We start from the raw sequence: 22,469 nt of genomic DNA, 5'->3' as shown, positions 1-22,469 counted from the left end.
CTAGCCCGACCTTTTTTATTTTGGGGGAAGAGATGAAGGTTGTTTCCTTTAACGTCAATAGTATTCGCACTCGCCTGCACCAGATGCAGGCCCTGGTAGACAACCATCAGCCCGATATCATCGGCCTACAGGAAACCAAAGTCACCGACGAAGATTTTCCAGTAGATGCGATAAAAGACCTGGGCTATGAGCTGATTTATTTTGGCCAAAAAACACACTACGGCGTTGCCCTGCTCTCACGCCTGCCCTTTATTGATCGCGAATACGGTTTCCCAACCGATGCCAGCGACGCCCAGCGCCGTATGGTTGCCGGAAAATTTGATATCGGTGGTCCTGAGCCTCTCACGGTTATCAATGGCTATTTCCCGCAAGGTGAAAATCGCGAGCACCCGGTTAAATTCCCGGCAAAGCAAAAGTACTACGCCGACCTGGACACTTACCTGCAAACCACGTGTAAGCCGGAAGCGCCTGTATTGGTTATCGGCGATATGAATATTTCACCCAGCGACCAGGATATTGGTATTGGTGAACCCAATCGCAAGCGCTGGCTGCGCGATGGCAAATGCAGCTTCCTTCCAGAAGAACGCGAGTGGCTTCAAAAAATTGAAGGCTGGGGGCTCACCGACACCTTCCGCGCACAAAACCCAGAAACAGACGATGTATTCAGCTGGTTCGACTACCGCAGTCGTGGGTTCGATCGCGAGCCCAGACGCGGCCTGCGTATCGACTTGATTCTAGCCACCAACTCTCTTCTAGAGAAATGTGTCGGGACTGGCGTGGACTACGATATTCGAGCTATGGAACGCCCATCAGACCACGCGCCTGTATGGGCCGAGTTTAAGCTCTAAGCACAGGTTACAGCCCGCTGGTTCAGTGGGCTATTTTTAAGACTATGAATATATGGTTTTCCATATATAATTGTTAAAAAGCCAAATGGAGCCCTCCAATGAAAAGGCGTGTTCTGTTTGTTTGCGCTGGGGACTCTGCCCGCTCACTGATGGCTGAGGCACTGTTGCGGCATTTTGGAGGCAACTCGTACGAAGCCGTTGGCGCCGGCACCAATGTCCATACAGTGGACCCACGCGCTCTGCAAGCACTGGAGCGACTGGGGGTTTCAACAGAGGGACTCATTCCCAAAGTTGTAGAAGATGTAGCTGACCAACCTTTTGACCTGGTCATCACACTTTGCGACAAAAGCCGGGAAGAGTACGTACCCTCCCCAAAAGTTGACAAGATGATTGCCTGGAATTTTAAGGAACCGACAAAGCGGCACTGCTTCTGCCCTTTTTACACCACGGCACGTGAGTTGAGCACTCGCATCAAACTACTGGTCTTGGCCCAAGCCGAGGCGGATTTACGAAAAAGAGCAGCATGAACCCAGTACAGTTTTACAAATGCCTGGCCGATGATACACGGCTACGCACATTGCTCCTTATTGCTCACGAGGAAGAGCTTTGCGTATGCGAGCTAACGGCAGCCCTCGAATTGAGCCAGCCGAAAATTTCCAGGCACCTCGCCTTGCTGAGAAGTTCAGACCTGCTCCAAGACCGCCGCCAGGGGCAGTGGGTGTTTTACCGAATCAACCCGGACTTAAATGCCTGGGCAAAGTCTGTACTGTTCGACACCTTACAGGCGAACCAGCACTTTATTACCGAAGACCTCAACAACCTGATTCAAATGGGAGACCGGCCAGAGCGCACAAGTCTGTGCTGCTGATAACGCCTGCCGACCTAAGATTTAAACTATCCAGATATATATGATTTTTCATATGTGCCTGGCAGAAACGGAGCAAAATTAACAATGACCATCAAAATTGGGATCAATGGATTTGGCCGAATTGGCCGGCTGGTACTGCGCGCTGCCTGGGATTGGCCTGAAGTTGAGTTTGTCCAGGTTAATGACCCTGCCGGTGATGCAGCCACTCTCGCCCACCTTCTTAACTTTGACTCTGTACACGGACGCTGGCACAGAGAGGCGAAAGCCGTTGATGACACAATTCAGGTTGATGGCAAAACAATAACCTGTAGCCGCAATACCGCGATTGCAGAGACCAATTGGAAAGACTGTGATCTGGTGGTAGAGGCCTCCGGTAAAATGAAAACTACCGAACTTCTTCAACCCTACCTGGATCAAGGGGTAAAGAAGGTGTTGGTCTCTGCACCAGTAAAAGAGGCTGGAGTACCGAACATTGTCCTTGGAGTGAATCAACATATATACCAGCCGGACAAACACCAGATTATTACCGCCGCTTCCTGTACGACTAACTGCCTTGCTCCGGTAGTAAAGGTTATTCACGAAAACCTGGGTATTCGTCACGGTTCAATCACCACTATTCACGATATCACCAATACCCAGACTATCCTCGACGCACCCCATGGAGATTTGCGCAGAGCCCGTGCTTGTGGTGCCAGCCTGATTCCCACAACAACAGGTTCAGCTACAGCTATTGCCACCATCTTTCCAGAGTTGTCCGGCCGCCTAAACGGCCACGCAGTTCGTGTTCCCCTAGCCAACGCATCCATTACCGATTGTGTTTTCGAAGTAGAAACCCCCACTACCCCAGAGGCAGTAAACCAGTTATTTAAGGACGCGGCAGAGGGTGAACTAAAAGATATCCTCGGCTATGAGGAAAGGCCCCTCGTCTCCGTGGATTACAAAACCGACCCCAGATCGAGCATTATCGATGCTCTATCGACCATGGTCGTTAACGGCACCCAGGTAAAAGTTTACGCCTGGTATGACAATGAATGGGGTTACGCCAACCGCACGGCGGAATTGGCTCGAATGATTGGCACCATGGGCTAAGCAGCCAAAGTACAACGGGGCCGGAAGGAAAGAACACACTGCACCTGAGGGGTACGCCTCTCCATGAGCTCATATTTTTTCCTCCTGCTTTTAGTAAGTAGCAGTACACAGAACAAGGTCATGCAGTTTCTTCACAATTTATCGTCGCCAGTGCGCCAATACTTGCTGGTAACAGGCAATTACTGGGCATTTACTTTGACTGACGGCGCTCTGCGCATGCTGGTGCTGCTGCACTTTCACGAACTCGGCTACAGCCCTTTGCAAATAGCCTTGCTTTTCCTTTTCTACGAATTCTTTGGCGTAGTCACTAATCTTGTCGGCGGCTGGCTCGGTGCCCGGATTGGACTCAACCGGACCATGAATTTGGGACTGGCCTTACAGGTTGTTGCTCTTTCCATGCTGCTGGCACCCAGTCAGTATCTCTCGGTCCCCTTGGTTATGGCCGCCCAAGCCCTCTCCGGTATCGCCAAAGACCTGAATAAAATGAGTGCGAAGAGCTCAATCAAGTTACTGGTGCCCGATCAGGCCAGTGGCACCTTGTATCGATGGATCGCCCTCCTAACCGGCTCGAAAAACGCGCTAAAAGGCTTGGGCTTCTTTCTTGGCGGTGCCCTACTCGCCTCACTTGGCTTTCAAGGCGCGATTGCATCGATGGCCCTAGCTCTTGGAATAGTTTGGATATTGAGTCTCAAATTTCTTAAGCGGGACTTAGGGAAAGCCAAAGTAAAAAGCCGATTCAGAGATATCTTTTCCAAGAGTCCCGCAGTCAACATATTGTCGGCCGCGCGATTACTCTTGTTTGCTTCCCGGGATGTTTGGTTTGTTATAGCTCTACCGATTTTCCTGGCCAGCCAGTTCGGTTGGAGCCACTGGCAGGTGGGTGCCTTCCTGGCATCCTGGGTGATCGGATACGGCATAGTGCAAACCCAGGCCCCAAAGGTCACGACGGCACGTTCAGCCCAGGCTCCGGATGGCCGAACCGCACTCTTCTGGGCAATAGCGCTCACTGCAGTGCCCGCATTAATCGCAACCGCATTACACAAAGGGATGGATCCACAGCTCGCCGTACTGGGTGGACTTTTGATGTTTGCTGTACTCTTCGCCGTAAACTCATCTTTACACAGCTACTTGATAGTTGCCTATGCTCGGGAAGATGGTGTCTCTATGGATGTGGGCTTCTACTATATGGCAAATGCCGCTGGGCGATTGCTCGGGACACTGCTCTCGGGGTGGGTATTCCAAACTCAGGGGTTGGTGGCTTGCCTACTTATTTCCAGTGCTTTTCTGCTGCTAACCGCACTGGTTTCACTGGGTTTGCCCAGACACAAAACCGGGGCTCAGGAGGTTGGCAGCTTAAGTAGGAGCTAATCAGGTCGCAGATAAGTGCTACTTGCCAGCGAAGGCTGGCAAGTAGGCTGAGGGACCATTTCGACCTGCGCGATTCGATACAGTTTGGACTCAGGAATGCACCCCATTTGAAATAGAATCAAAGCAAGGACCAAATACCTCATATAACACCCACCTCAAGTCCAAGTGCACAGTTCCACAGGAGCTGCAAAAACTCGAGGTTAAAATGTCTGGATTTGGCGCTCAATGCCTATTTGCCACTACTTTCTGCCAAAACCATCGCAAGAACTATGACTTCTTAGTCGCGGTCATCCTTAGCAAAGTCCGATCCTTTTTGATGTAGTGGTGGTAAAGAGCGGCCATTACATGCCCCAAGATTAAGATCCAGACCACCCACTGCCCTAGAATCTCTTTATGGATAAAGTCCACAGGCTTCTCAAACTCTTCAAAGGTTAGCCCCATTCGATCCTGAACTATCGCCACAAAAGCTTGGGTGTTCTCAAACTTCGGAATCTCGAACAGAAAGAAGTAGTCCGTATCCACACCCGTTCCAATATACCCTGTTAGCGGAGCGACGATCATAATCAAGTAGAGAAGAACATGACCGGTATGAGCGGCAAAATGTTCCAAGGAGCTACCTGGTTCTAATGGCGGTGGTGGATTAGTGAGACGCCATACGATTCTTAGGATGACGATCACCCCAATGGTGACACCAATAGATAGATGTAACTGCAAGGCAGTCCAATTCGCCGGTGTTTCCTCTTGAGTAAACCACTGGCGGTAGTAGACTGAAATATAGGACCCCAAAAACAATAAGGCCGTTAACCAATGTAGCCACTTGGCTACTGAACCATAGCCGTTCGGATTATTTCGTAGACTCACTTTAACCACTTTTCTATATGGGCTGAATATTATTAATAATACTTATATTATCTTGTTGAGAAATATCTGTGCAATCCGATAATAAAACATGCAATACCAACAGCTTGAACAATATGATAAATGCCGTTGTAATTAAATTTCCAGATAAATTCAAATGATAATGTACCGTTTATTTGGATCAGCATTGCGACAATACTGATCAAAGCGCCTAGTGCCATTAACCAACTTCCAGGTAGATACTTCTTCTCGGCCACAGATATCGCAATATAGACAACTAAAGCTACGCTAGAAATCAACATTTGATAAATCGCAAATCCAAGAAACTTATCTTTCAAAAACATAGAGCCTATAAGTACAGCTAAGTAAATACCAAATATGACCGGAATAAAACTCTTGGAAAACCCTTCCCCTATGAAGTCGACTGCGACAGCCAACACAAATGTAGAGATAAGAAGCCCAAATAACACAAGCACGCCATACCACAAAAAATGGCGAGCACTCGGTGATAGTGAAACCCCATGATATGCAGCAGCCATTAATGAAACGATAAACATGAAGCTAAAGAAACAGATCCAAATATCCCTCTTCCAGGATGGGCCATTCACATATATCAGAAGATATAAAACACCATATATTGCAACAAAAGCCAACCCTAGATCGGTTGCCGCAGTGGTCAGTTCTATTTCATCATGCACAATTTTCATTTTGCCTAAGGGAGACCATCAGTCGGCTACGACTTAAAGCTAATAGAAACTTCAAGCAGTCTACTTTCATATGAATATATCTCTACTATTTTAAAATTTATATTATTAAATAAATTCAGCGACCCCAAAATCTTATGCCGTAAGAGAATATCCAAAACCAACAGCCTCATTCAAATAAAAATTCTGGCGCCCAGGTTAATTTTAGATCCTAGCTATTTGTTACTTATCGGATCATTCATCGAAACAATCACCTTACCTTTTGCTCGCCCGGAAGCAAGATATGACAATGCGTCTTTACCCTGCTCTAAAGGGTAGACCTTGTCTATCACCGGGGAGAGAATCTTCTGCTGGTACAGATCCCCCAACTCATTCAACTGCTCTCCATTGGCTTCCATAATAACCATTCGATAGAGCGCAGATTTTCCCTTTGCTGCCTTCATTAGCTTTCGTGACTTAAGCGCCACTAGCTTGCGGAGCAACCAACCTAGCCCAAGCTCTTCAGCTGTCTGCGGATCTAAAGCCCCTTTAACAGAGACAACACGCCCACCAGTTTTCAGGACCTGAAATGCATCCAAAGCATACTGACCACCCAAAGTATCGAATACGACATCCATATCAGATAGTAATTGCCGGTAGTCATCTTTTTTATAATCAATAACAAGGTCGGCACCGAGTGCTTTCACCCACTCCACATTCGCGCTACTTGTTGTAGTCACCACATAGGCGCCTACAGACTTCGCCAATTGGATCGCCATAGAGCCAACACCACCTGAGCCTGCATGTATCAGCACTTTCTCGCCGGACTTCAAACCCGCAACTTTGATCAAAGACTGATAGGAGGTCAGCCCAACGAGCGGAATACCCGCCGCTTCCCTGTGTGACAAGTTTTCGGGCTTTGCAGCCAAGTGGGAAACACTAACGGTGAGATATTCTGCAATAGTGCCCACATGATCCTCCCCCACCCTGGAAAACACCAGGTCCCCTACACTGTATCCAGCAACATCATTCCCCACTGCTACAACTTCACCGCTAACATCCCGGCCAATACCAACCGGAAATACTTCCTTTCGTACCGATTTAAGCTCCCCCCGCAACATCATGTTATCAACTGGATTTACGCTAGCCGCATGCACCCGAAGCAAAACTTCACCAGCCTTGGGGGTGGGAACCTCAGCTGACTGAAACTCCAGGCTGCTATCAATATCCCCATAGCGAGTCATTTTCAAAGCTTTCATTGGTCATCCTAACAATCGGTTCAACAAACATTGAAAGCGATAGTGCCCATACTGCGAGCATAAAAACAGGTGGTAATAGGTATAAGTCTTTTGTCATTTTGGCAATAATGGGGAATATTTTGAGCCGATGACAGACAGTTAAAAGTTGATTATGGACAAAATCAGAGCATTGCGTTACTTCAAGCGGGTGGTAGAACTGAATAGCTTTACTGCAGTTGCTGAAGAATTCGAGGTTCCCGCTTCATCAATCTCTCGCCGCGTAAAAGATCTGGAGCAGTCCTTAGGAGTGGAGTTACTGCAACGCAGTACCCGCCAAGTCAAGGTTACTGAGCTCGGAAAGCTCTACTATTCGATGATAAGTAAAGCAATTCGCCAGCTTGAACAGGCTGATGAACTGGTTAGCCAGACTTTTGAAGCGCCCAACGGTCTGATACGCATCAGCTGTCTCCCAACTTACGGAGAGCAGCATTTAACCCCCCTTCTTGAGAAGTTTGCCCAACGTTACCCCAATATCGTATTCGACTTAACCTATAACGATGACCTGTCCCAGTTAGGGAAAGATCCCATTGATATTGCGATTCGCGGAGGATTTGCCCCGGATGAGCATGTTATTGCCAAACGCCTATCGGATAATGAGTTCACCCTCGTGGCCACACCGCAGTTTATCGACAAGTTGGAGCATTGCCTCCCCTTAAACAAGTCGGCGATTGAGTCAATTGCTACCTTACAATACCGGGGGCCGCGCGGCGTTATTGAGTGGTACATACACAATGACGAGCACTGGGAGCCCCTGAAGTTGACTCCAAAAGTTATCAGCAATAACGGAAAAGCACTAACAGCAGCCGCCCTCAATCACCGCGGTATGTTCTGCGTACCTTCCTGGAGTATTTGTAACTATCTAGATACAGGGGAGCTTGTACAGGTACCTTGCGAGGGTAAAGTTTCAGTCAGCCCCGGTGGCGATCTGGGAGTATTTCTTCTTTATGAACGCACTAAATACCAAATTCCCAAAATAAAGCTTTGCGTAGATTTTATCTATGAAAATTTGAATGGGCGATAGAAGAAAGCTAAAACCCCCTGCTTTACTATTTAAATCATATCGATCATCAATACTGATTTGATTAAGATCGCCATTAGAGAATCACTTTTCTCTCGTTACTATTCGAAAAGATTTATATCCGATTACAAACTTATATCCCGAGTCACCAACACACTGGACATATAACAACCTCACAGAAAAATAAAAATTGATCTATTTCAAGCTACCCGTAGATTTTCTTGGAAGCATAATGGGGGATATGCTAGGTTGAAAGATAGAAATTATGCCAAAAGTATATTTATCTATGAGTAACTAAAAGGGAGAGCTAGTACCAATAAACCAAGGCAAACCACTTATATCAAAACAGCCGGCGACATAAGGATTGAGCCATGCCAAGTTATGATGACTTTATCAGCTTATTAGAAAAAGATTTTGAATTAGCTTTCAAAACCTATGAACTCGACTTTAATACAGAGGCCTTCGACTGCCAATCAGGTGCCTACGAAATTGAGTTTGATTTTGAATTTGTAAAACCCAACAAAATCATGATGGTAAAAAGCGGAAATTCTGGCAAGAAAGCGACATATCTCACCTGGGCTCGGAAAACAGCTGTACCTGTAACTCTAAATAGTAAAAGTCCCCCTTACTTCTTTACCTCTCACCTCAGTAACTGTCGAATGACCTTCAAGTTCCATGACGACCAGAGTAAAAGTGTAACGGTTATCCATGTTGCAGGTGATGTTTCCCACGGGGGGACTATCAAGGGAAGCGAGCAAAGAGATGACCTAGAGAAGATGGTAAAAACTCCCTATGTAACCGGGGAGAGGCGACTTTCAATAGGCGGCCCCAAAGGAGGTAGAAAAGGAGCACAATTCAAGAAGAAGCAAGCAACACTTGGTACCGCATACTACGATACCTGTGCACGGGTATTCGGGGTTCGAGATGATAGTGGTCAGTGGACCTTTTACACGCAAAATATTGGTCGAAAGGACGAGCTTTTAGGCTTTTTTGAAGTTCAGCAGTTTGATTAATAATTTCGCCTACCCGAAAAATTACTATTGGAAGGTAGGCGCCCTCCAATCTCTAGCCCTCAATATCTTCACTAACATTTATAAAGGCCGAAGACCAACCGAGCACAAAGTACCCACACAAAAAGTAAGCGTACAACGAAGCGGGGGAGCCCGTTTTCACTTCGGATGTCTACTTAGCAATAATATCTAAAGCCGTTATCTGTGAATCCGGGTACCCCTAGCACATCTATATCACTTGAAAGACAGCAGATAACCGTAAAAATACTGCTTAGCATCCGCTCTCGCATATCTACAGACCCAGACATGAAAAAGTGATAGCAGATAACCAAAACGGCGAATCAGGTATTTCAACGCCATAATGAAAGGTCAGCCCAAAAGGCTACCTATAAGCATTCTAGGAAATCATTAAAATATTAACATATTGTTGATATTTGGTCATATTATTCTATCTAATATGTATAAGGTATTTGCATACCCTGCTTAAGTGCTACTTGGTTGGTTAATTTTAGATACCTACTAAGTCTAGCAAACGGCCCTTATTAGCTATCCTATCACGCCACTGAATCGCATGTTGCTCAACACTTAAGTCAAAGAAGGTAACTCTAAGAGTGACCATTAAAATATCGGTATTTAGCTCGCTATTTATCAGTTACTTGGACAAGCGCAGTGAAGCAATATATAAACCCCTTTTATACTAATTCATTAATCTAGTTAATCTCTTGAGAATCGGGCCGACTTAATTCGCCAAATTACCATAATTAGTCACAAACTAAATAATCAGCTTATTGCTTTCAACATAATTATCAGCAAGAGGTCAAAGGTCTATCAGATTCCAGCGAGCATTATTTTGGCAATTTATAATCTGTTGATCAATGGCGGCTATTCGACCCCGAATACGCTCCCAATTACTTTTCTTCATTTTCAGCTCATCAGTAATACTTGCACTGTAATCAATAGCTTGATTATCAGCTAAACTTGCCGTCCGAGTGTCATGGTGTTCTTGCCGTATAGTAATCCAAATATTAGGGTCCAGCTCCGATGTATATGTGATGGCCTGACGGAGCTTCGTGGGTACAGATTCTACTCTGACGATGCCATTTCGATCCGTAAAGTTAAGTATTTTTTGTTTGTCCACATTGACAATATAGAAAAATTTACGATTTTGATTTAAGACCCAGTTCGCAATACCTTCAAAGGGGATCATCGCAGTATTTAGGCCATGACTGCCAATTATCGTATTGTAATTAGAGTAACGGCGTTCATGTAAAATACCCGCGCTTACTCCAATTAGGTGAAGCCTCTCCCAGCTGCGCCCCAGCCCAGAATCTCGATCCCCAATTATTGCTCCCAAATCACCGCTAATTAGCCCCATTGCGGAGCGAGCCATATCTCCTGGCAATGGACCTATAACTCCTGCTTGGTTATGCAGTGATCTATGCACAATCCCTTGTGGAGGATTGTAAGGCTTAGAGCTCGCAAACCATTCAATATCACCTGAAATATCATACCCCGCAGAACTAACTCTAAAGTACATTATGTCGCCCCTATAATTGAGGAAATTCCGTTAGCAACTAGTTGTCAACTTATAAACTTGGAAAGCGAGGGAATTTATCTGCCTGAAATCAGATAAGCAAATAGTTAAATTGGGGGGAAAACTAACAATCCCTCCCATGCCCTGAACATAATATCAGCAATCCTGAGCACACAATCACCTGTGTACTGCGCCGTAAGAAATGACTCAAATTTTTGTCCGGCGAGAACCAATTATAAACACCGCCGACACATTATTAGGTACCTATTTAGTTTGATCCAATAACTGCAATAGAGACATTATACGCCGACGTTTTCTGTAGAAATTAAAGTTCGCCCATCGACTTTAACAATGACATTCTCACTACTGATTTGGCATGCTGATCATTATCGGCCACAACAAGCATCGTGGCCGAATTTCATAGGGTTTAAAATTCAGAGGAGTATCCAAAGTGCGGCTATTAGATTCAGTGACATCATTATAAAGTCAGTGACAAAAATAAAACGCATCACGCCTTTAACTTGCCACGGCCCTTCACCTTTTCGGTTTTGTAGGGCTACCGGGACATTGTAAATAAACTGTGTTCCGTGAGTGACAGCAAACACCAGCAGCAACGTAGCGCGTTGTACCTCCGTAGCAAATACTGAGGGGCTGATTAGCAGTAGGATATTGAGTAGCGCCAACGACAGGTTAAAACCACCCAGAAATTTTCCCGATTCTGCCAAGATATTAAATACGGGGGTATCCCTTTGTTCCCTGGGTACCAGTAACTTCGCAAATATATGGTTTCTCAAAGAGAAAACGTTAAATCCCATCAGAAACCAAATCGTGTTTAACACCAAAACAACTTCATAGATCATCAATATCTCCAAGACTTGTTGTTTGCCCGCCACTAAGGTCAGTACATCTATTAAACAAATTTGTACTTACCCCGTAGCAGGGGTTGAATCCTCAGGAATTACTCATTACCGGCCAGAGATCCACTATCTCGCCTTTGCTATAGACCGCAATATCACCAAACTGCAGGAACACGGACTCACTCTGTGTGGGCCGGAGAAAGACCCAGTCGTCTTCATTCAGCAGTACCTTTTTTGAGCCATTCAGCATTTCTTGGTTGCTGGAGCGGCCATAGATGGGGTTGATCGACAGACCTTTTGGTGATTCTGGTTCCGCCTTCCAATAGCCGCCAGATATAAAGAAGCTTTGCTCCCGATTTGGGTTCAACCAACTAAAGGGTCCGGTGAGCCCTTCTATGCCGGGTATCTGTGTCTGTGACAATTTCTTCAATACCGGACTTGCGATATACGCCGCTGGTAAATGATCAGACAGGGTGGGAATATCAAAGCCCGTCGGTTTAACCAGGCACGAGCCAGCGGCAATCTCGTTACAGGGAGCCCGGTCTGCTCGGGATTTGTACAGTTGGTAGGTGGGGCTTCCGGCAGCGTTCAAAGTGGCCGCTTTCGGGAATGCACTTCCCAGCTGGGTCTTAGCTTGCTCCACCCTGCTTTGGTAAATATCCAACCCCCGAGTGATTGCCTTTTCAGGTCCACCGAGAACACCTGGCATTTTTGCGGCGTGGGCGTCGTAACCCATAAAACCGGAAAATTCCAAATAGGGTTCCCGCTGAATGATACCGAGCATCGCGGAGAGATCTTCCGCACTGGCAATGCCACCCCGGTGTAGGCCTACATCAATCTCGATATTAATTCGCAAGGATTGTTTGAGCGATCGCGCCAGATCGGCGTATTGACTAAGTCTGCGGGGGCTGTCAACCAGCCACTGTAACTGCCGCGTAGGATCAAAATGCTCCGCCCTAGTGCCAAAATAAAAGGCCTTTGCCGCAGCAATCGGCAGAGGTTTACCCAGTAAAATATCACTCGCTGGATGAGATTTAACCAGCTGCTGTAGAAATGGCAGCTGGAATACCATGATGCGATTGGTATTTGTTCGCTGAGTAATAGCATCCAGCAGGTTTAGCGAGGGCAAGGATTTAGCCACTACCCGGTAGTCATAGTGACCTCTGAGGTGGCCGGCTAATATATCGGCGTTCTTTTGCAGATTTTCCAGGTCTACGACTAAGGTGGGACCAGAAAAGCCGGCATGATCCAGAGCTTTAGAAACACTGGAGAAGTATTCGTTGTGCCCTCCCTGCCCTTGCGCTTTAGGGCGAAGAACGGCGACACCTGCCACCGCTCCTAACGCGACCCCACCTAGTATTAGCTTTCGTCGCTTGATATCCATTGTGCTTTCCTCTTTGAGGGTTCACTGCTGAGCAGCGTTGCTCAGGTAAAAAGCGTTTTCAGATAGGGGTTTAAGAACTTACCACTGGGGTCCAGCTCTCGGCGAACCTCAAGAAAATCCTGCCACTGAGGGTAGAGCTCGGCAAAGTCCGAGCCTTGTAGCTTGTTTAACTTGCCCCAGTGCGGGCGGCCCCCATATTTGCGCATAATGGGCTCAATGGCCTGAAATAGCGGTAGGTGGTCCTCTTCAAAGTAGCGGTGTATGGCGATGGACACGGAATCTTGCTTATAAAACGGACTCAGCCAGATATCGTCAGCTTTAACGAAACGCACCTCGATAGGGAAGAAAACATCCAGGTTATTTTCCTCAATCGTTCGACGTATTTCCGCGAAGGCTTTCAAACCGCCCTCGCGGGGCAAGTGATACTCCATTTCATTGAAACGTACGTTTCGCTCACTGGCGTAATTCCGCCAGGAGGACTCGACAACGACTTCCCTCTCGATATCTTCCATCGCATTTTGCAGCGCAAACTGACGCAACTTCGGTGACCAACCCAGCCAGTCCCGCACAGATTTCAGGGTCATTACTGCTTCATTAGTATCTTCCCGCTCCGTAGAGAAGATTTCCTCTGTGGTCGGCTGGTGGGAATCAGCCATGCACATCCCAGAAAACGGGATATAGTAAAATTCAAAGTTCCGATTGGCCTCTGCCAGTGCTGGAGCCTGATCCAACACCTCTTCCAGGGGCGCTACCCAAGATTCACGCCGCAAACGGTAGCTGGGCTGGTTCTGCATACGCACCTTGGTCACCATACCCAGGCTGCCAAGGGATACTTGCGCTGCCGCGAACACCTCGGGGTTTTGCTCACCATCACACCAGAGCGTATCTCCTCCTGCGGTCACCAGTTCCATACCCGTTGCATAGCTGGACATACAACCCAAGCCTGCACCGGTTCCATGGGTCGCGGTTGCCAGGCAACCACCTAAAGTCTGCTCATCGATATCTGGTTGGTTAATCAGCGCTTGACCGATATCCTCTAAGGGTTGGCCAATGTCTGCTACACGGGTGCCAGCGTAGATTGTCGCCTGGACCTTGTCGGAATCGTGGTCGGCGACGCCAGTAATGCGGCCCAATGAAATAATTGTGTCGTCAGTGGGTACCAGTGCAGTGAAGGAGTGACCCGCACCTACCGCCCTGACCGTACCTTGCGCTTCCGCAATTATCGTTTGCAGTGCAGGAATATCTTTGGGTGCCAGACGATGGGCCGGCAGACACTCTTGTGAACCAGACCAGTTCCGCCATCGAACACCCGCTTTTTTTGTCGGTGGGGCTGCAGCTTGCAATAAGGTGCGTGCAACTGATGAGATGGGCGCGGCCGCTAATGATGCGGAGCCGATCGCAATAGAATTAATAAACTGGCGACGATTGAACCCCATATCCTTTACTCCGCTGTAGCCATAAAGACAATCAACTGTTCAAACTGCTCGGGGGAGCACTCAAAACAAAGGCCTAGTGGCGGCATACCCTGGAACCCATTGATAGCATTTTCCACCAACACATCCATCCCCTTCTCCATACGGGGCTTCCAGTTGGCCAAATCTCCGGTAAGGGGGGCGGCGCTGGCGCCAGTGCTGTGACAGCTGCGGCAAGTGCGAGTATATATTTCAGCGATTTCCGGATCAGCGGGCGCAAGAGACAGCGCTCTTTGGGTCAAAATTGCCCGGCTTTTTTCACTATCCTGTGGAGGCTCAGAACATCCTTGAATGACATTTAGTACCAAAAAAAGAGACAAGAGCTTAAAGCTCCGGCGCAAGACTTCCAGTTCCATATGCGTACACCTACTACATTATTGTTGTTTATTTCTTCTTGGCTATTGCCAAAGCTATCGTGTACATATCGCTGGCACTATTGTTAATCATGATGACTGCTAAAACAACTACTTGAGTTGCCTGTTCTCAATTATTTCTATCGTAATTTATTTGCGTACCACTTAGAGAACCAAAGCCTATGCACATCTCGAAGTTAAAATCAGCATTTATTACAGAGATAAAATGACTCTTGTTAACAGTAGACAGGCTTTGCAAGCATCAAAAAGAGCTATTTATATTTACGAATATATAGCCATAAATAGAAACCGCCGACCAAAGTGCTCAGCGGAACATTTAGTACACTCACTGTTGAAAATATTAAAGCTAATTCTGGGGCATACCTTTTATCTAAAAGGACAGCAATGCCAGCAAAGCCCCCCAAAATATTCAAAGACGCAAACAGTATTATCATCAACCCCATAAGACTGAATATATTGAATGGCATACTCAAAATTGAATTCCCAAAAACTGCGCATAGGAATAACAATATTGCGCTGGATATCAATAACATCAAAATTGAGTAAGTAATTATCAACCAGCCGGAAACTTTTTCCTCGTACTAACCATGCGGTGCTCCTGTGAAGGTAAAAGCCCAAGCCTCTTTAGTGATCCTCAGAACATCAGGGCATTGAGAAATGACTCTAAAATTGCTCCGGTTTCAGTTGTCAGCTAGCTCAACGATCAACATGACTCAATGACATTTATGACACCGATGACGACTTTGGGCTGCCTACCCTTCTACTTTAGGCGTTGAGTATCAACAGGAACAGGAATACCCTAATGCTTTTCGATCAGGTAGGTATTCAGTGGTTAATAGAGTGCTAGCTTCTCCAAAAGGACCAGAACTGTCAGAGTTGATCCAAGGCTACTGGCGTGTGAGTGATTGGAATTTAAGCCCTCAGGAGCGCCTGACATTCCTAAAGCAACATATAGACATAGGGGTTACCACCGTAGATCATGCTGATATTTACGGAGATTACTCCTGCGAACAGTTATTCGGCGAGGCCCTTAAGCTGGATAGATCTGTTCGCAATCACATCGAGATTGTCACCAAATGCAATATCAAATTGCTTTCTGAAAAATATCCAAACAGGAAAGTTAAGTACTATGACTCCAGCGCTGAACATATTCAGCACTCGGTTAATAACTCCTTAGCCCACCTCGGTGTAGAGCACATCGACATCCTGCTTCTTCACCGACCTGATGTTTTGATGGATGCAGATGAAATTGCCAGCACATTCGCCGAACTGCAGAAGTCCGGTAAGGTATTACATTTCGGCGTTTCCAACTTTACCTCCCAGCAATTTGATTTGTTGCAGTCCCGCCTGAGCTCACCACTGGTGACTAATCAGGTCGAGATTAATCCTATCAATTTTAGCGCTGCGGAGGATGGAACTCTGGATCAACTGCAGCAATATAGAATTCATCCTATGGCTTGGTCCTGCTTAGCTGGAGGGGAAATTTTTAGTGGATCAAACACCCAGGCAACACGGTTACGAATCGCCCTGGAAGATATCAAGGAGGAAATCGGGGCAGCCAGTATTGACCAGGTAATCTATGCGTGGGTACGACGCTTTCCCTCCAAGCCCCTAGCAATTATGGGGACGGGAAAAATTGAGCGCGTTCAGTCGGCGATAGAAAGCCTGAAACTCAATTTGAGTAGAGAACAGTGGTATAGAATATGGACCGCCTCTAAGGGGATTGAAGTTCCCTAGATCCAGTTTTCAGCCTAACAAATTATTGATTACTTGGCTTACGCAAAAAATAATTTATTAAGACTAACCTCTTGCTTAATTATTAGGTGGTGTAACTTTAATTCGGTTACACCACCCATCAACCAGATAAGTATATTTGCTCTACGGCCCCATCTGGCTTGACCACTGCATCAAGCGCCCCTGGGACATATTTTTATTTTTCTCATCCCCATTATTCATAAAAGATGCCAGTTCGGTTACCAGATTTGCCTTTCGCCACTCATAAAGAAAGCTTGCAAGCACATGGAAGGCAGCATCTGAACAGTTGGAAATGACTTGCAGCTGACCATTATTATTCCCTTCCAGGGAACTCAAACGCTCCATCCACTTCCCTGGGGCAAATGCATAATGGTATGAGACTCCGATATTATTGAGGTGGGGCCCGAAACCCTGGGTACCCAAAAGATCTTGCTGCAAAAAATCTCTGAAATTACCATGCTGTGTCTGGCTAACTTGCAGGCCATAATACTGAGCTGTTGGGTCTGCATTCATCCCTGTGTCATCACGCCAACGTCCAGCAATAGGCCTCATACTATTGTGACGCCCGCCCACTGAGCCTTTAAATGCATCCCAAGAACTGTTGGGGTCCCAACCTACAATAGTATCGATAACACCATTGTGACCTGATATTAATGCCGTGTGACCATTCCATGTTCTACCCAGAGAACTTTCCACCCCACCATTATTCCACCACTGCGCGTAAAACCTGGAAAAAAGAGAACCGTATGACCTCAAACTGGATACAAAACAAATACCTGCAAAGTATCCTCCACACGACCTAGGATTAAAACCTCTTCCGCTCATCGCCCACATCCTCCATAACGACTATGAAATTTTTTGCCAAAATTGTTATTTAATATTTTGACAATTCAAGAACTCTTTCAATTCATCGCTAAAGCCACTGAATTATTATTTTTATTACTCAGGACCTAATGAAAATTGACAGACTTTCTATATAACTCGAGATTATTTGATACCAAATCTGGTACTACCGTGTCAACACGGCAAATATTTCAAGCTGAAGAGAAGGGGTAACTGAGAGGCAAAGTAAAATAGGAGTTATGTATCCTCTAAAATTTATCAGAGAATCGCAAACAACCCAATGGGTCCATAGTAAAACTCAAGATAAGAAAAGATATAAAGCAGTTATTAGATATTATTTGCTTATCACCAAGTATAGTTGAATCATGAAAATTAATAGGAAATTACAAAACAACAACCATAAGAGAACTCACATACTAAAAACTCCCGCATAAAGGACTCCTTTTATAGGCACAGCTGTACAAGGAAGACTCAAAAGGCTGGGGGTGAAGCCACTCTAAAGATCCTTTCTCTCATCCACAATCACGTTTAACTTTCCCTACCCAACCTGCTCAATCGCATTACTCACGAGCTACTTGCGCTAAAGATTTCACTCCCCCCTACTTACTTGAGCAAACATTTAAATGGGGATAATGATTGCAAATTTCAGCTATCTTTCGAAATAGATAACTTTACATATCTACAGTTCTAGGCAATTACCAACTGCTTATCGGACAAATTGATGATATTCCAATTAATTAACCAATAGACATCAAGAGAACAAAGATAAAAGAGGATAATTCGACTGATTTTGAAACTTCACTTTTGGCTCACCACATCAATGGCGTAGAGTCAGGCGAGCCCCAAGAAAGAATTTACTTATTAGCCACATCGATCGCAGGGTTACCAAGTGCACTGTTTAGAACAGAGGCCAGGCGAACTCCCCCCTGCTGCAAACGCTTTTCAAGGGAGCCCTGACAGCGCAGAAAGTACTTTTCCCCAAGTTGTGTTTCGCTGGTATAGGCGAGACCATGGGCTAAGTAATGAGACTCCCGGGCCCAAACTTCGGCCGAGGTAGACTGCCAGATCTGCCTCTCAGCCGCACTAATTTTATCCGTTTGCTCCTGAGCGTAATCTTGCCAGTCTAAAAACAAACGGGCGACCATATGGATGTCCCAGAGCGCGTGTAAATTCGTTTCGACCCCATAGAATTGGACTTCCACATCATTACCCCCTTTATCTGAAAATAATCCGGTATGTAATGGCTGATGAAGGTCGCCAACAAAGTGGGCAATAAACATCAGTGCTTCTGCACGCTCCGTCTTGGTGCGCGAGCGATCGGCCAATACTTCCTGATATCTTTGAATCGCCTTCAATATGCATCCTGCAGCTGGGCAATCCCGCTCCTCAACATAAGCAGACCAGTCTCGAGACAAGTTTATATAGTGAAGCGGCGCAGCCCAGTTATAAGTCTCATCAGACCTAATTCGATCAGCCCAAGTTGTGGATTCAGCTAGGTGCGGCTCACCGACTTCATCAAGGAGCAACTCTATTTCGGCGGCTACCTCCGGGTCCAGGTAATGCCATGCAATTTCTCCAACGACCCTGTGACCATCATCTCCCCAAGCGTGTGCTTGTGTCATAGCTGTGAGTCCAAATAGTGCAACTGCTATACGGGCAATTATCAATCGTATGCTCATTGGGCATGTCCGCCAGAGTGAATTTGCTGCGTACTTTAACGCCAGTATGTGACAAGTTCACGGCTGTAATAATTTATTTATATGTGCACTACATAATCGCTTCAGCTCTTAGACAGTACCCAATAAAAATCACATAACAGTCCCCACTGGAACTTGGAACCTAAGTTGCAAGAGCAAAACTCGATAATTACTTGGGCCACTTGAGTTGGCAATTCTTTAGACCAGGAAAACGCTATGAAACCTTCTCTGTTCCCGCGCGTATTACTATCTGCGGCGATTTTTTCTGTTGCCAGTATGGCGCAGGTATCTCAGGCACAGGAAACTGCAGCCGGCATTCGCGGCTCTATTTCCGCAAGTAACGGTCAAGCAATTACCAATGCGACTGTAACAGTGGTTCACACCCCCTCCAATAGCCGCCGTGAAGTAGAAGTCAGCGACGCGGGGCAATTTAACCTGAGTGGCCTGCGAGTGGGTGGCCCCTACACCGTCACCATCGATTCCGAGGAAGGCCAGCGAGTTATTGAAGATATCTACCTCTCCGTTGGTGATATTCTCCCTCTGAGCCTAACCCTCGGCACTAGCAATCTGGAAGAAGTAACCGTATTAGGACAAGCGCTCAGCACCTCCCGCTTAGCTGTAGGTCCATCTTCGCACTTTAACAGTGACGACCTTGCCAGCGCCCCTTCCATTAATCGCGATATCAAGGATGTGCTACGTCTCGATCCACGAGTTTATGTGGATGAAGCCAATGTTGATGCTATCCAGTGCGCCGGCGCTAACCCTCGCTTCAATAGCCTTACGGTTGATGGCGTACGCATGAATGACAACTTCGGCCTGAATAGCAATGGCTACCCCACTGAACGTATGCCGTTCTCGTATGATGCTATCGATCATGTCGCCGTCGAACTGGCGCCGTTCGATGTTCAGTACGGCGGTTTCAGCGCTTGTAATATCAACGCAGTGACCAAGTCCGGCACCAATGAGTGGCACGGTTCATTTTTCTACGACTACACCGATGATGGTTTCCGTGGTGACTCCCTGGAAGGTGACGATATCGATGTGGCCAGCTTTGATGAGAAGCGCTACAACGCAACTCTCGGTGGAGCCATTATCGAAGATAAACTCTTTTTCTTTGCTGCCTATGAAAAGCTGGAAGGCGTTGCCACTTTTGACCGGGGGCCGGCAGGGAGTAGTTCTGCCACCGAAGTCCAGGGGGTTTCCCAGGAGCAGCTCGATGAGATTGTTCGTATTTCAAACGAAGTCTATGGCTACAATCCAGGAAGCCTACCCACCAGTATTCCAGAAGAAGACGAAAAGCTATTGGTGAAACTTGATTGGAATATCTCTGACGACCACCGCGCTGCATTTACTTACAACTACAACGACGGTTTCTCTATAGCCGAGGCCGACAGTGACCCCGATGAGCTGGAATTGTCCAACCACTACTACAAGCGCGGAGCCGAATTAAACTCCTATGTGGCACAGCTTTTCTCTGATTGGAGTGACATATTTTCTACAGAGATGAAAATTGGCTACTCCGATTTGGACAACCGCCAAAACTCCCTGGGCGGAACTGATTTTGGTGAAGTTCAAATCACCACTTACAACGATCATGACAACGACGGCAATGACTCCCGTGCGACAGTCTATCTAGGTGCTGATGATTCTCGCCATGCCAACAAGCTGAGCTATGAAAACCTGACATTTAAGCTCGCCGGTAAATTGCTGTTGGGTGAACACAACATAACCGCCGGCTATGAACATGAAAACTTCGAGGTCTACAACCTGTTTATACAGGAGGCTGCAGGAGAATACCGTTTCGATAGCATCGAAGATTTTGAAGCTGGGACTGCCAACCGTATTACTTATGAGAATGCAGCTGGCACCAACCATATTTTAGACGCCGCCGCTGAATTCAGTTACAGCATCGATACACTCTACGCACAGGACGAATACACCTTCGCAAATCTAGACCTGACAGTGGTTGCGGGACTTCGCTACGACCGCTATAGCAGTGATGACAAGCCAGTAGCTAACGCAGACATAACCTCTACTTATGGCTTTTCCAACCAGCACAATATGGATGGCCTGGACCTGTTACAGCCCCGCCTGGGCCTGAGCTGGAACCTTAACGATAGCCTGGAGTTACACGGTGGTATCGGCCTTTACTCCGGTGGGAATCCCAATGTATGGATTTCCAATAACTACTCAAATAATGGTGTTCTGCAAATCGAAGCCCAAGATAGAAGCGGCACCCCCCTATTTGATATGGACTGGACCAATAACGGCGATCCGATCTATGAAATCCCACAAGACCTCTATGATATGGTCGCAAATAGTGATGGTTCTGTAGGTGGGGTCAACCTGATGGATCCGGATTTTGAACTGCCATCCATCTGGAAGTATGCAATCGGCGGTAGCTACGAATTTGAATCCGGTTATTTAGCATCTATAGACTATTTGTACAGCGATTATCAAGATGCCGCAATTATTCAAGATATCTCTCTTGAGCAAATTGACTCGACTGCTGATGGGCGCCCGATTTACGGCAGTGCCAATGGTCGCAGCGAAGACTTCATGCTGACCAATGTGGATGGCGACTCCGGTTATTCCAGCGTACTTTCTCTCGGCCTCAGCAAGTCTTTTGATTTTGGCCTGAGTATTGCCCTTGGCTATGCCTTCACCGAAGCTGAAGATGTTAACCCCATGACCAGCTCAGTGGCTTACTCCAATTACACCAAAATCGCTACCGCTGATGCACAGAATCCAGGCACTGCAACATCAAACTATGTAGTTCCCCATCGCTTCACTTTGAAGTTGGATTACACCCAAGAGTTTTTCTCAGGCTACGAAACACGATTCACCTTGTTTGGTTCTGCCAATGAAGGCATTCCTTACAGCTACACGTTTGGTGATCAGATCTTTGGTGATGCGGGCTGGGGTCGAGGCCTACTCTACGTACCCACGGGCACCGATGATGCCAATGTTGTATTTGCAGATGACTTCGATACTGAGGCCTTCTTCGCCTGGGTTGACTCTGAAGACCTGGATAGCGGGACTATGGAACGCAATTCACTTAACAGTGATTGGTGGACCAAGTTCGATTTGCGTATCGACCAACAACTACCGGGGTGGCGCGCGGAAGACCGGGTTAATGCGTACTTTGTTATTGAAAACCTGGGCAACCTACTGAATGACGAATGGGGTGTTATGTATGAGGGCGGATTCCCTCGCTATCAGTCAGCGGTAACGGCCAGTATCGATGACCAAGGGCGCTACGTATTTGAGGAATTCCTGGATCCAGCGGGGCAAACCCGAGTGACCGATGCCTCTCTATGGAGTGCTCGTATGGGAATTCGCTACGAGTTCTAACCCACACTTTGTCGAATGCCGCAGCATTTGCTGCGGCCATTCCTATTTCCCTAATCAAAAACCGTTTCTCGGTGCCGATCATTTCAATAGCGACTGATAATGAGTCTTTGGAATAGCACTTTTCCCAACTTCCAAAGCCACAAGACGCCCACCTTGAGT

19 protein-coding genes are annotated in these 22,469 nt (G+C 46.7%); 9 read left to right on the top strand and 10 right to left on the bottom strand.

Going from position 1 to position 22,469, the window contains the following annotated elements; translation table 11 throughout:
* Positions 1-32 precede the first annotated feature (32 nt).
* The 5 genes from xthA (at position 33) to arsJ (ending at position 4,173) form a co-directional block, all read left to right on the top strand.
* Entirely contained in the window at positions 33-848 is an 816-nt protein-coding gene (gene xthA, locus ACJJI6_RS04995; protein WP_475712670.1) for an exodeoxyribonuclease III, read from the top strand.
* Between the two features lie 98 nt (positions 849-946).
* Positions 947-1,375 (top strand): arsenate reductase ArsC, encoded by a 429-nt coding sequence (locus tag ACJJI6_RS04990; protein ID WP_444908373.1) that lies wholly within the window; start codon positions 947-949, stop codon positions 1,373-1,375.
* Entirely contained in the window at positions 1,372-1,716 is a 345-nt protein-coding gene (locus tag ACJJI6_RS04985) for a metalloregulator ArsR/SmtB family transcription factor (protein ID WP_282932732.1), read from the top strand. Before ACJJI6_RS04990 ends, ACJJI6_RS04985 begins: the two co-directional genes overlap by 4 nt.
* An 84-nt stretch (positions 1,717-1,800) precedes the next feature.
* A complete protein-coding gene (locus ACJJI6_RS04980) occupies positions 1,801-2,805 on the top strand; it encodes an ArsJ-associated glyceraldehyde-3-phosphate dehydrogenase (protein WP_475712669.1) in 1,005 nt (334 codons plus the stop codon).
* 120 nt (positions 2,806-2,925) lie between these two features.
* Positions 2,926-4,173 (top strand): organoarsenical effux MFS transporter ArsJ, encoded by a 1,248-nt coding sequence (gene arsJ, locus ACJJI6_RS04975; protein WP_475712668.1) that lies wholly within the window; start codon positions 2,926-2,928, stop codon positions 4,171-4,173.
* A gap of 267 nt (positions 4,174-4,440) precedes the next feature.
* On the opposite strand, the gene ACJJI6_RS04970 is transcribed toward arsJ, so the two are convergent.
* The 3 genes from ACJJI6_RS04970 to ACJJI6_RS04960 all read right to left on the bottom strand — a co-directional run bounded on the left by ACJJI6_RS04970 (position 4,441) and on the right by ACJJI6_RS04960 (position 6,973).
* Positions 4,441-5,034 (bottom strand): cytochrome b, encoded by a 594-nt coding sequence (locus tag ACJJI6_RS04970; RefSeq protein ID WP_475712667.1) that lies wholly within the window; start codon positions 5,032-5,034, stop codon positions 4,441-4,443.
* A gap of 47 nt (positions 5,035-5,081) precedes the next feature.
* Entirely contained in the window at positions 5,082-5,729 is a 648-nt protein-coding gene (locus ACJJI6_RS04965; RefSeq protein ID WP_475712666.1) for a DUF6962 family protein, read from the bottom strand.
* Positions 5,730-5,950: 221 nt separating this feature from the next.
* Complete coding sequence (locus ACJJI6_RS04960) at positions 5,951-6,973, bottom strand: NADP-dependent oxidoreductase (RefSeq protein WP_475712665.1); 1,023 nt, start codon at positions 6,971-6,973, stop codon at positions 5,951-5,953.
* Between the two features lie 151 nt (positions 6,974-7,124).
* Here ACJJI6_RS04960 and ACJJI6_RS04955 point away from each other — a divergent pair, with 151 nt between their 5' ends.
* Positions 7,125-8,033: a LysR family transcriptional regulator gene (locus ACJJI6_RS04955; RefSeq protein WP_475712664.1), complete on the top strand. Its 909-nt coding sequence runs from the start codon at positions 7,125-7,127 to the stop codon at positions 8,031-8,033.
* 368 nt (positions 8,034-8,401) lie between these two features.
* Positions 8,402-9,043 (top strand): hypothetical protein, encoded by a 642-nt coding sequence (locus ACJJI6_RS04950; RefSeq protein ID WP_475712663.1) that lies wholly within the window; start codon positions 8,402-8,404, stop codon positions 9,041-9,043.
* Between the two features lie 814 nt (positions 9,044-9,857).
* Here the strand turns inward: ACJJI6_RS04950 and ACJJI6_RS04945 are convergent.
* From ACJJI6_RS04945 to ACJJI6_RS04925, 5 genes are all read right to left on the bottom strand, one after another.
* Complete coding sequence (locus ACJJI6_RS04945; protein ID WP_475712662.1) at positions 9,858-10,577, bottom strand: hypothetical protein; 720 nt, start codon at positions 10,575-10,577, stop codon at positions 9,858-9,860.
* A gap of 431 nt (positions 10,578-11,008) precedes the next feature.
* Positions 11,009-11,434 carry a hypothetical protein gene (locus ACJJI6_RS04940; RefSeq protein ID WP_475712661.1) on the bottom strand — a complete coding sequence of 142 codons (426 nt, stop codon included), beginning with the start codon at positions 11,432-11,434 and terminating at the stop codon, positions 11,009-11,011.
* A gap of 91 nt (positions 11,435-11,525) precedes the next feature.
* Entirely contained in the window at positions 11,526-12,815 is a 1,290-nt protein-coding gene (locus ACJJI6_RS04935; protein ID WP_475712660.1) for a DSD1 family PLP-dependent enzyme, read from the bottom strand.
* 41 nt (positions 12,816-12,856) lie between these two features.
* Positions 12,857-14,251 (bottom strand): FAD-linked oxidoreductase, L-gulonolactone oxidase family, encoded by a 1,395-nt coding sequence (locus tag ACJJI6_RS04930; RefSeq protein WP_475712659.1) that lies wholly within the window; start codon positions 14,249-14,251, stop codon positions 12,857-12,859.
* 5 nt (positions 14,252-14,256) lie between these two features.
* Complete coding sequence (locus ACJJI6_RS04925) at positions 14,257-14,643, bottom strand: c-type cytochrome (protein WP_475712658.1); 387 nt, start codon at positions 14,641-14,643, stop codon at positions 14,257-14,259.
* Between the two features lie 846 nt (positions 14,644-15,489).
* Between ACJJI6_RS04925 and ACJJI6_RS04920 the strand changes: the two genes are divergently transcribed.
* Complete coding sequence (locus tag ACJJI6_RS04920) at positions 15,490-16,398, top strand: aldo/keto reductase (RefSeq protein WP_475712657.1); 909 nt, start codon at positions 15,490-15,492, stop codon at positions 16,396-16,398.
* A 141-nt stretch (positions 16,399-16,539) separates the two neighbouring features.
* Here ACJJI6_RS04920 and ACJJI6_RS04915 read toward each other — a convergent pair whose 3' ends face one another.
* Positions 16,540-17,112 carry a hypothetical protein gene (locus ACJJI6_RS04915; protein ID WP_413665704.1) on the bottom strand — a complete coding sequence of 191 codons (573 nt, stop codon included), beginning with the start codon at positions 17,110-17,112 and terminating at the stop codon, positions 16,540-16,542.
* A 1,001-nt stretch (positions 17,113-18,113) separates the two neighbouring features.
* Complete coding sequence (locus ACJJI6_RS04910) at positions 18,114-18,881, bottom strand: S1/P1 nuclease (RefSeq protein WP_475712656.1); 768 nt, start codon at positions 18,879-18,881, stop codon at positions 18,114-18,116.
* 291 nt (positions 18,882-19,172) lie between these two features.
* Between ACJJI6_RS04910 and ACJJI6_RS04905 the strand changes: the two genes are divergently transcribed.
* A complete protein-coding gene (locus tag ACJJI6_RS04905) occupies positions 19,173-22,310 on the top strand; it encodes a TonB-dependent receptor (RefSeq protein ID WP_475712655.1) in 3,138 nt (1,045 codons plus the stop codon).
* The last annotated feature ends 159 nt before the right edge of the window (positions 22,311-22,469 follow it).

This window comes from Microbulbifer maximicatervae (SeqCode), from assembly GCF_056232625.1.
This window is presented reverse-complemented; position numbering and strand designations above follow the sequence as displayed.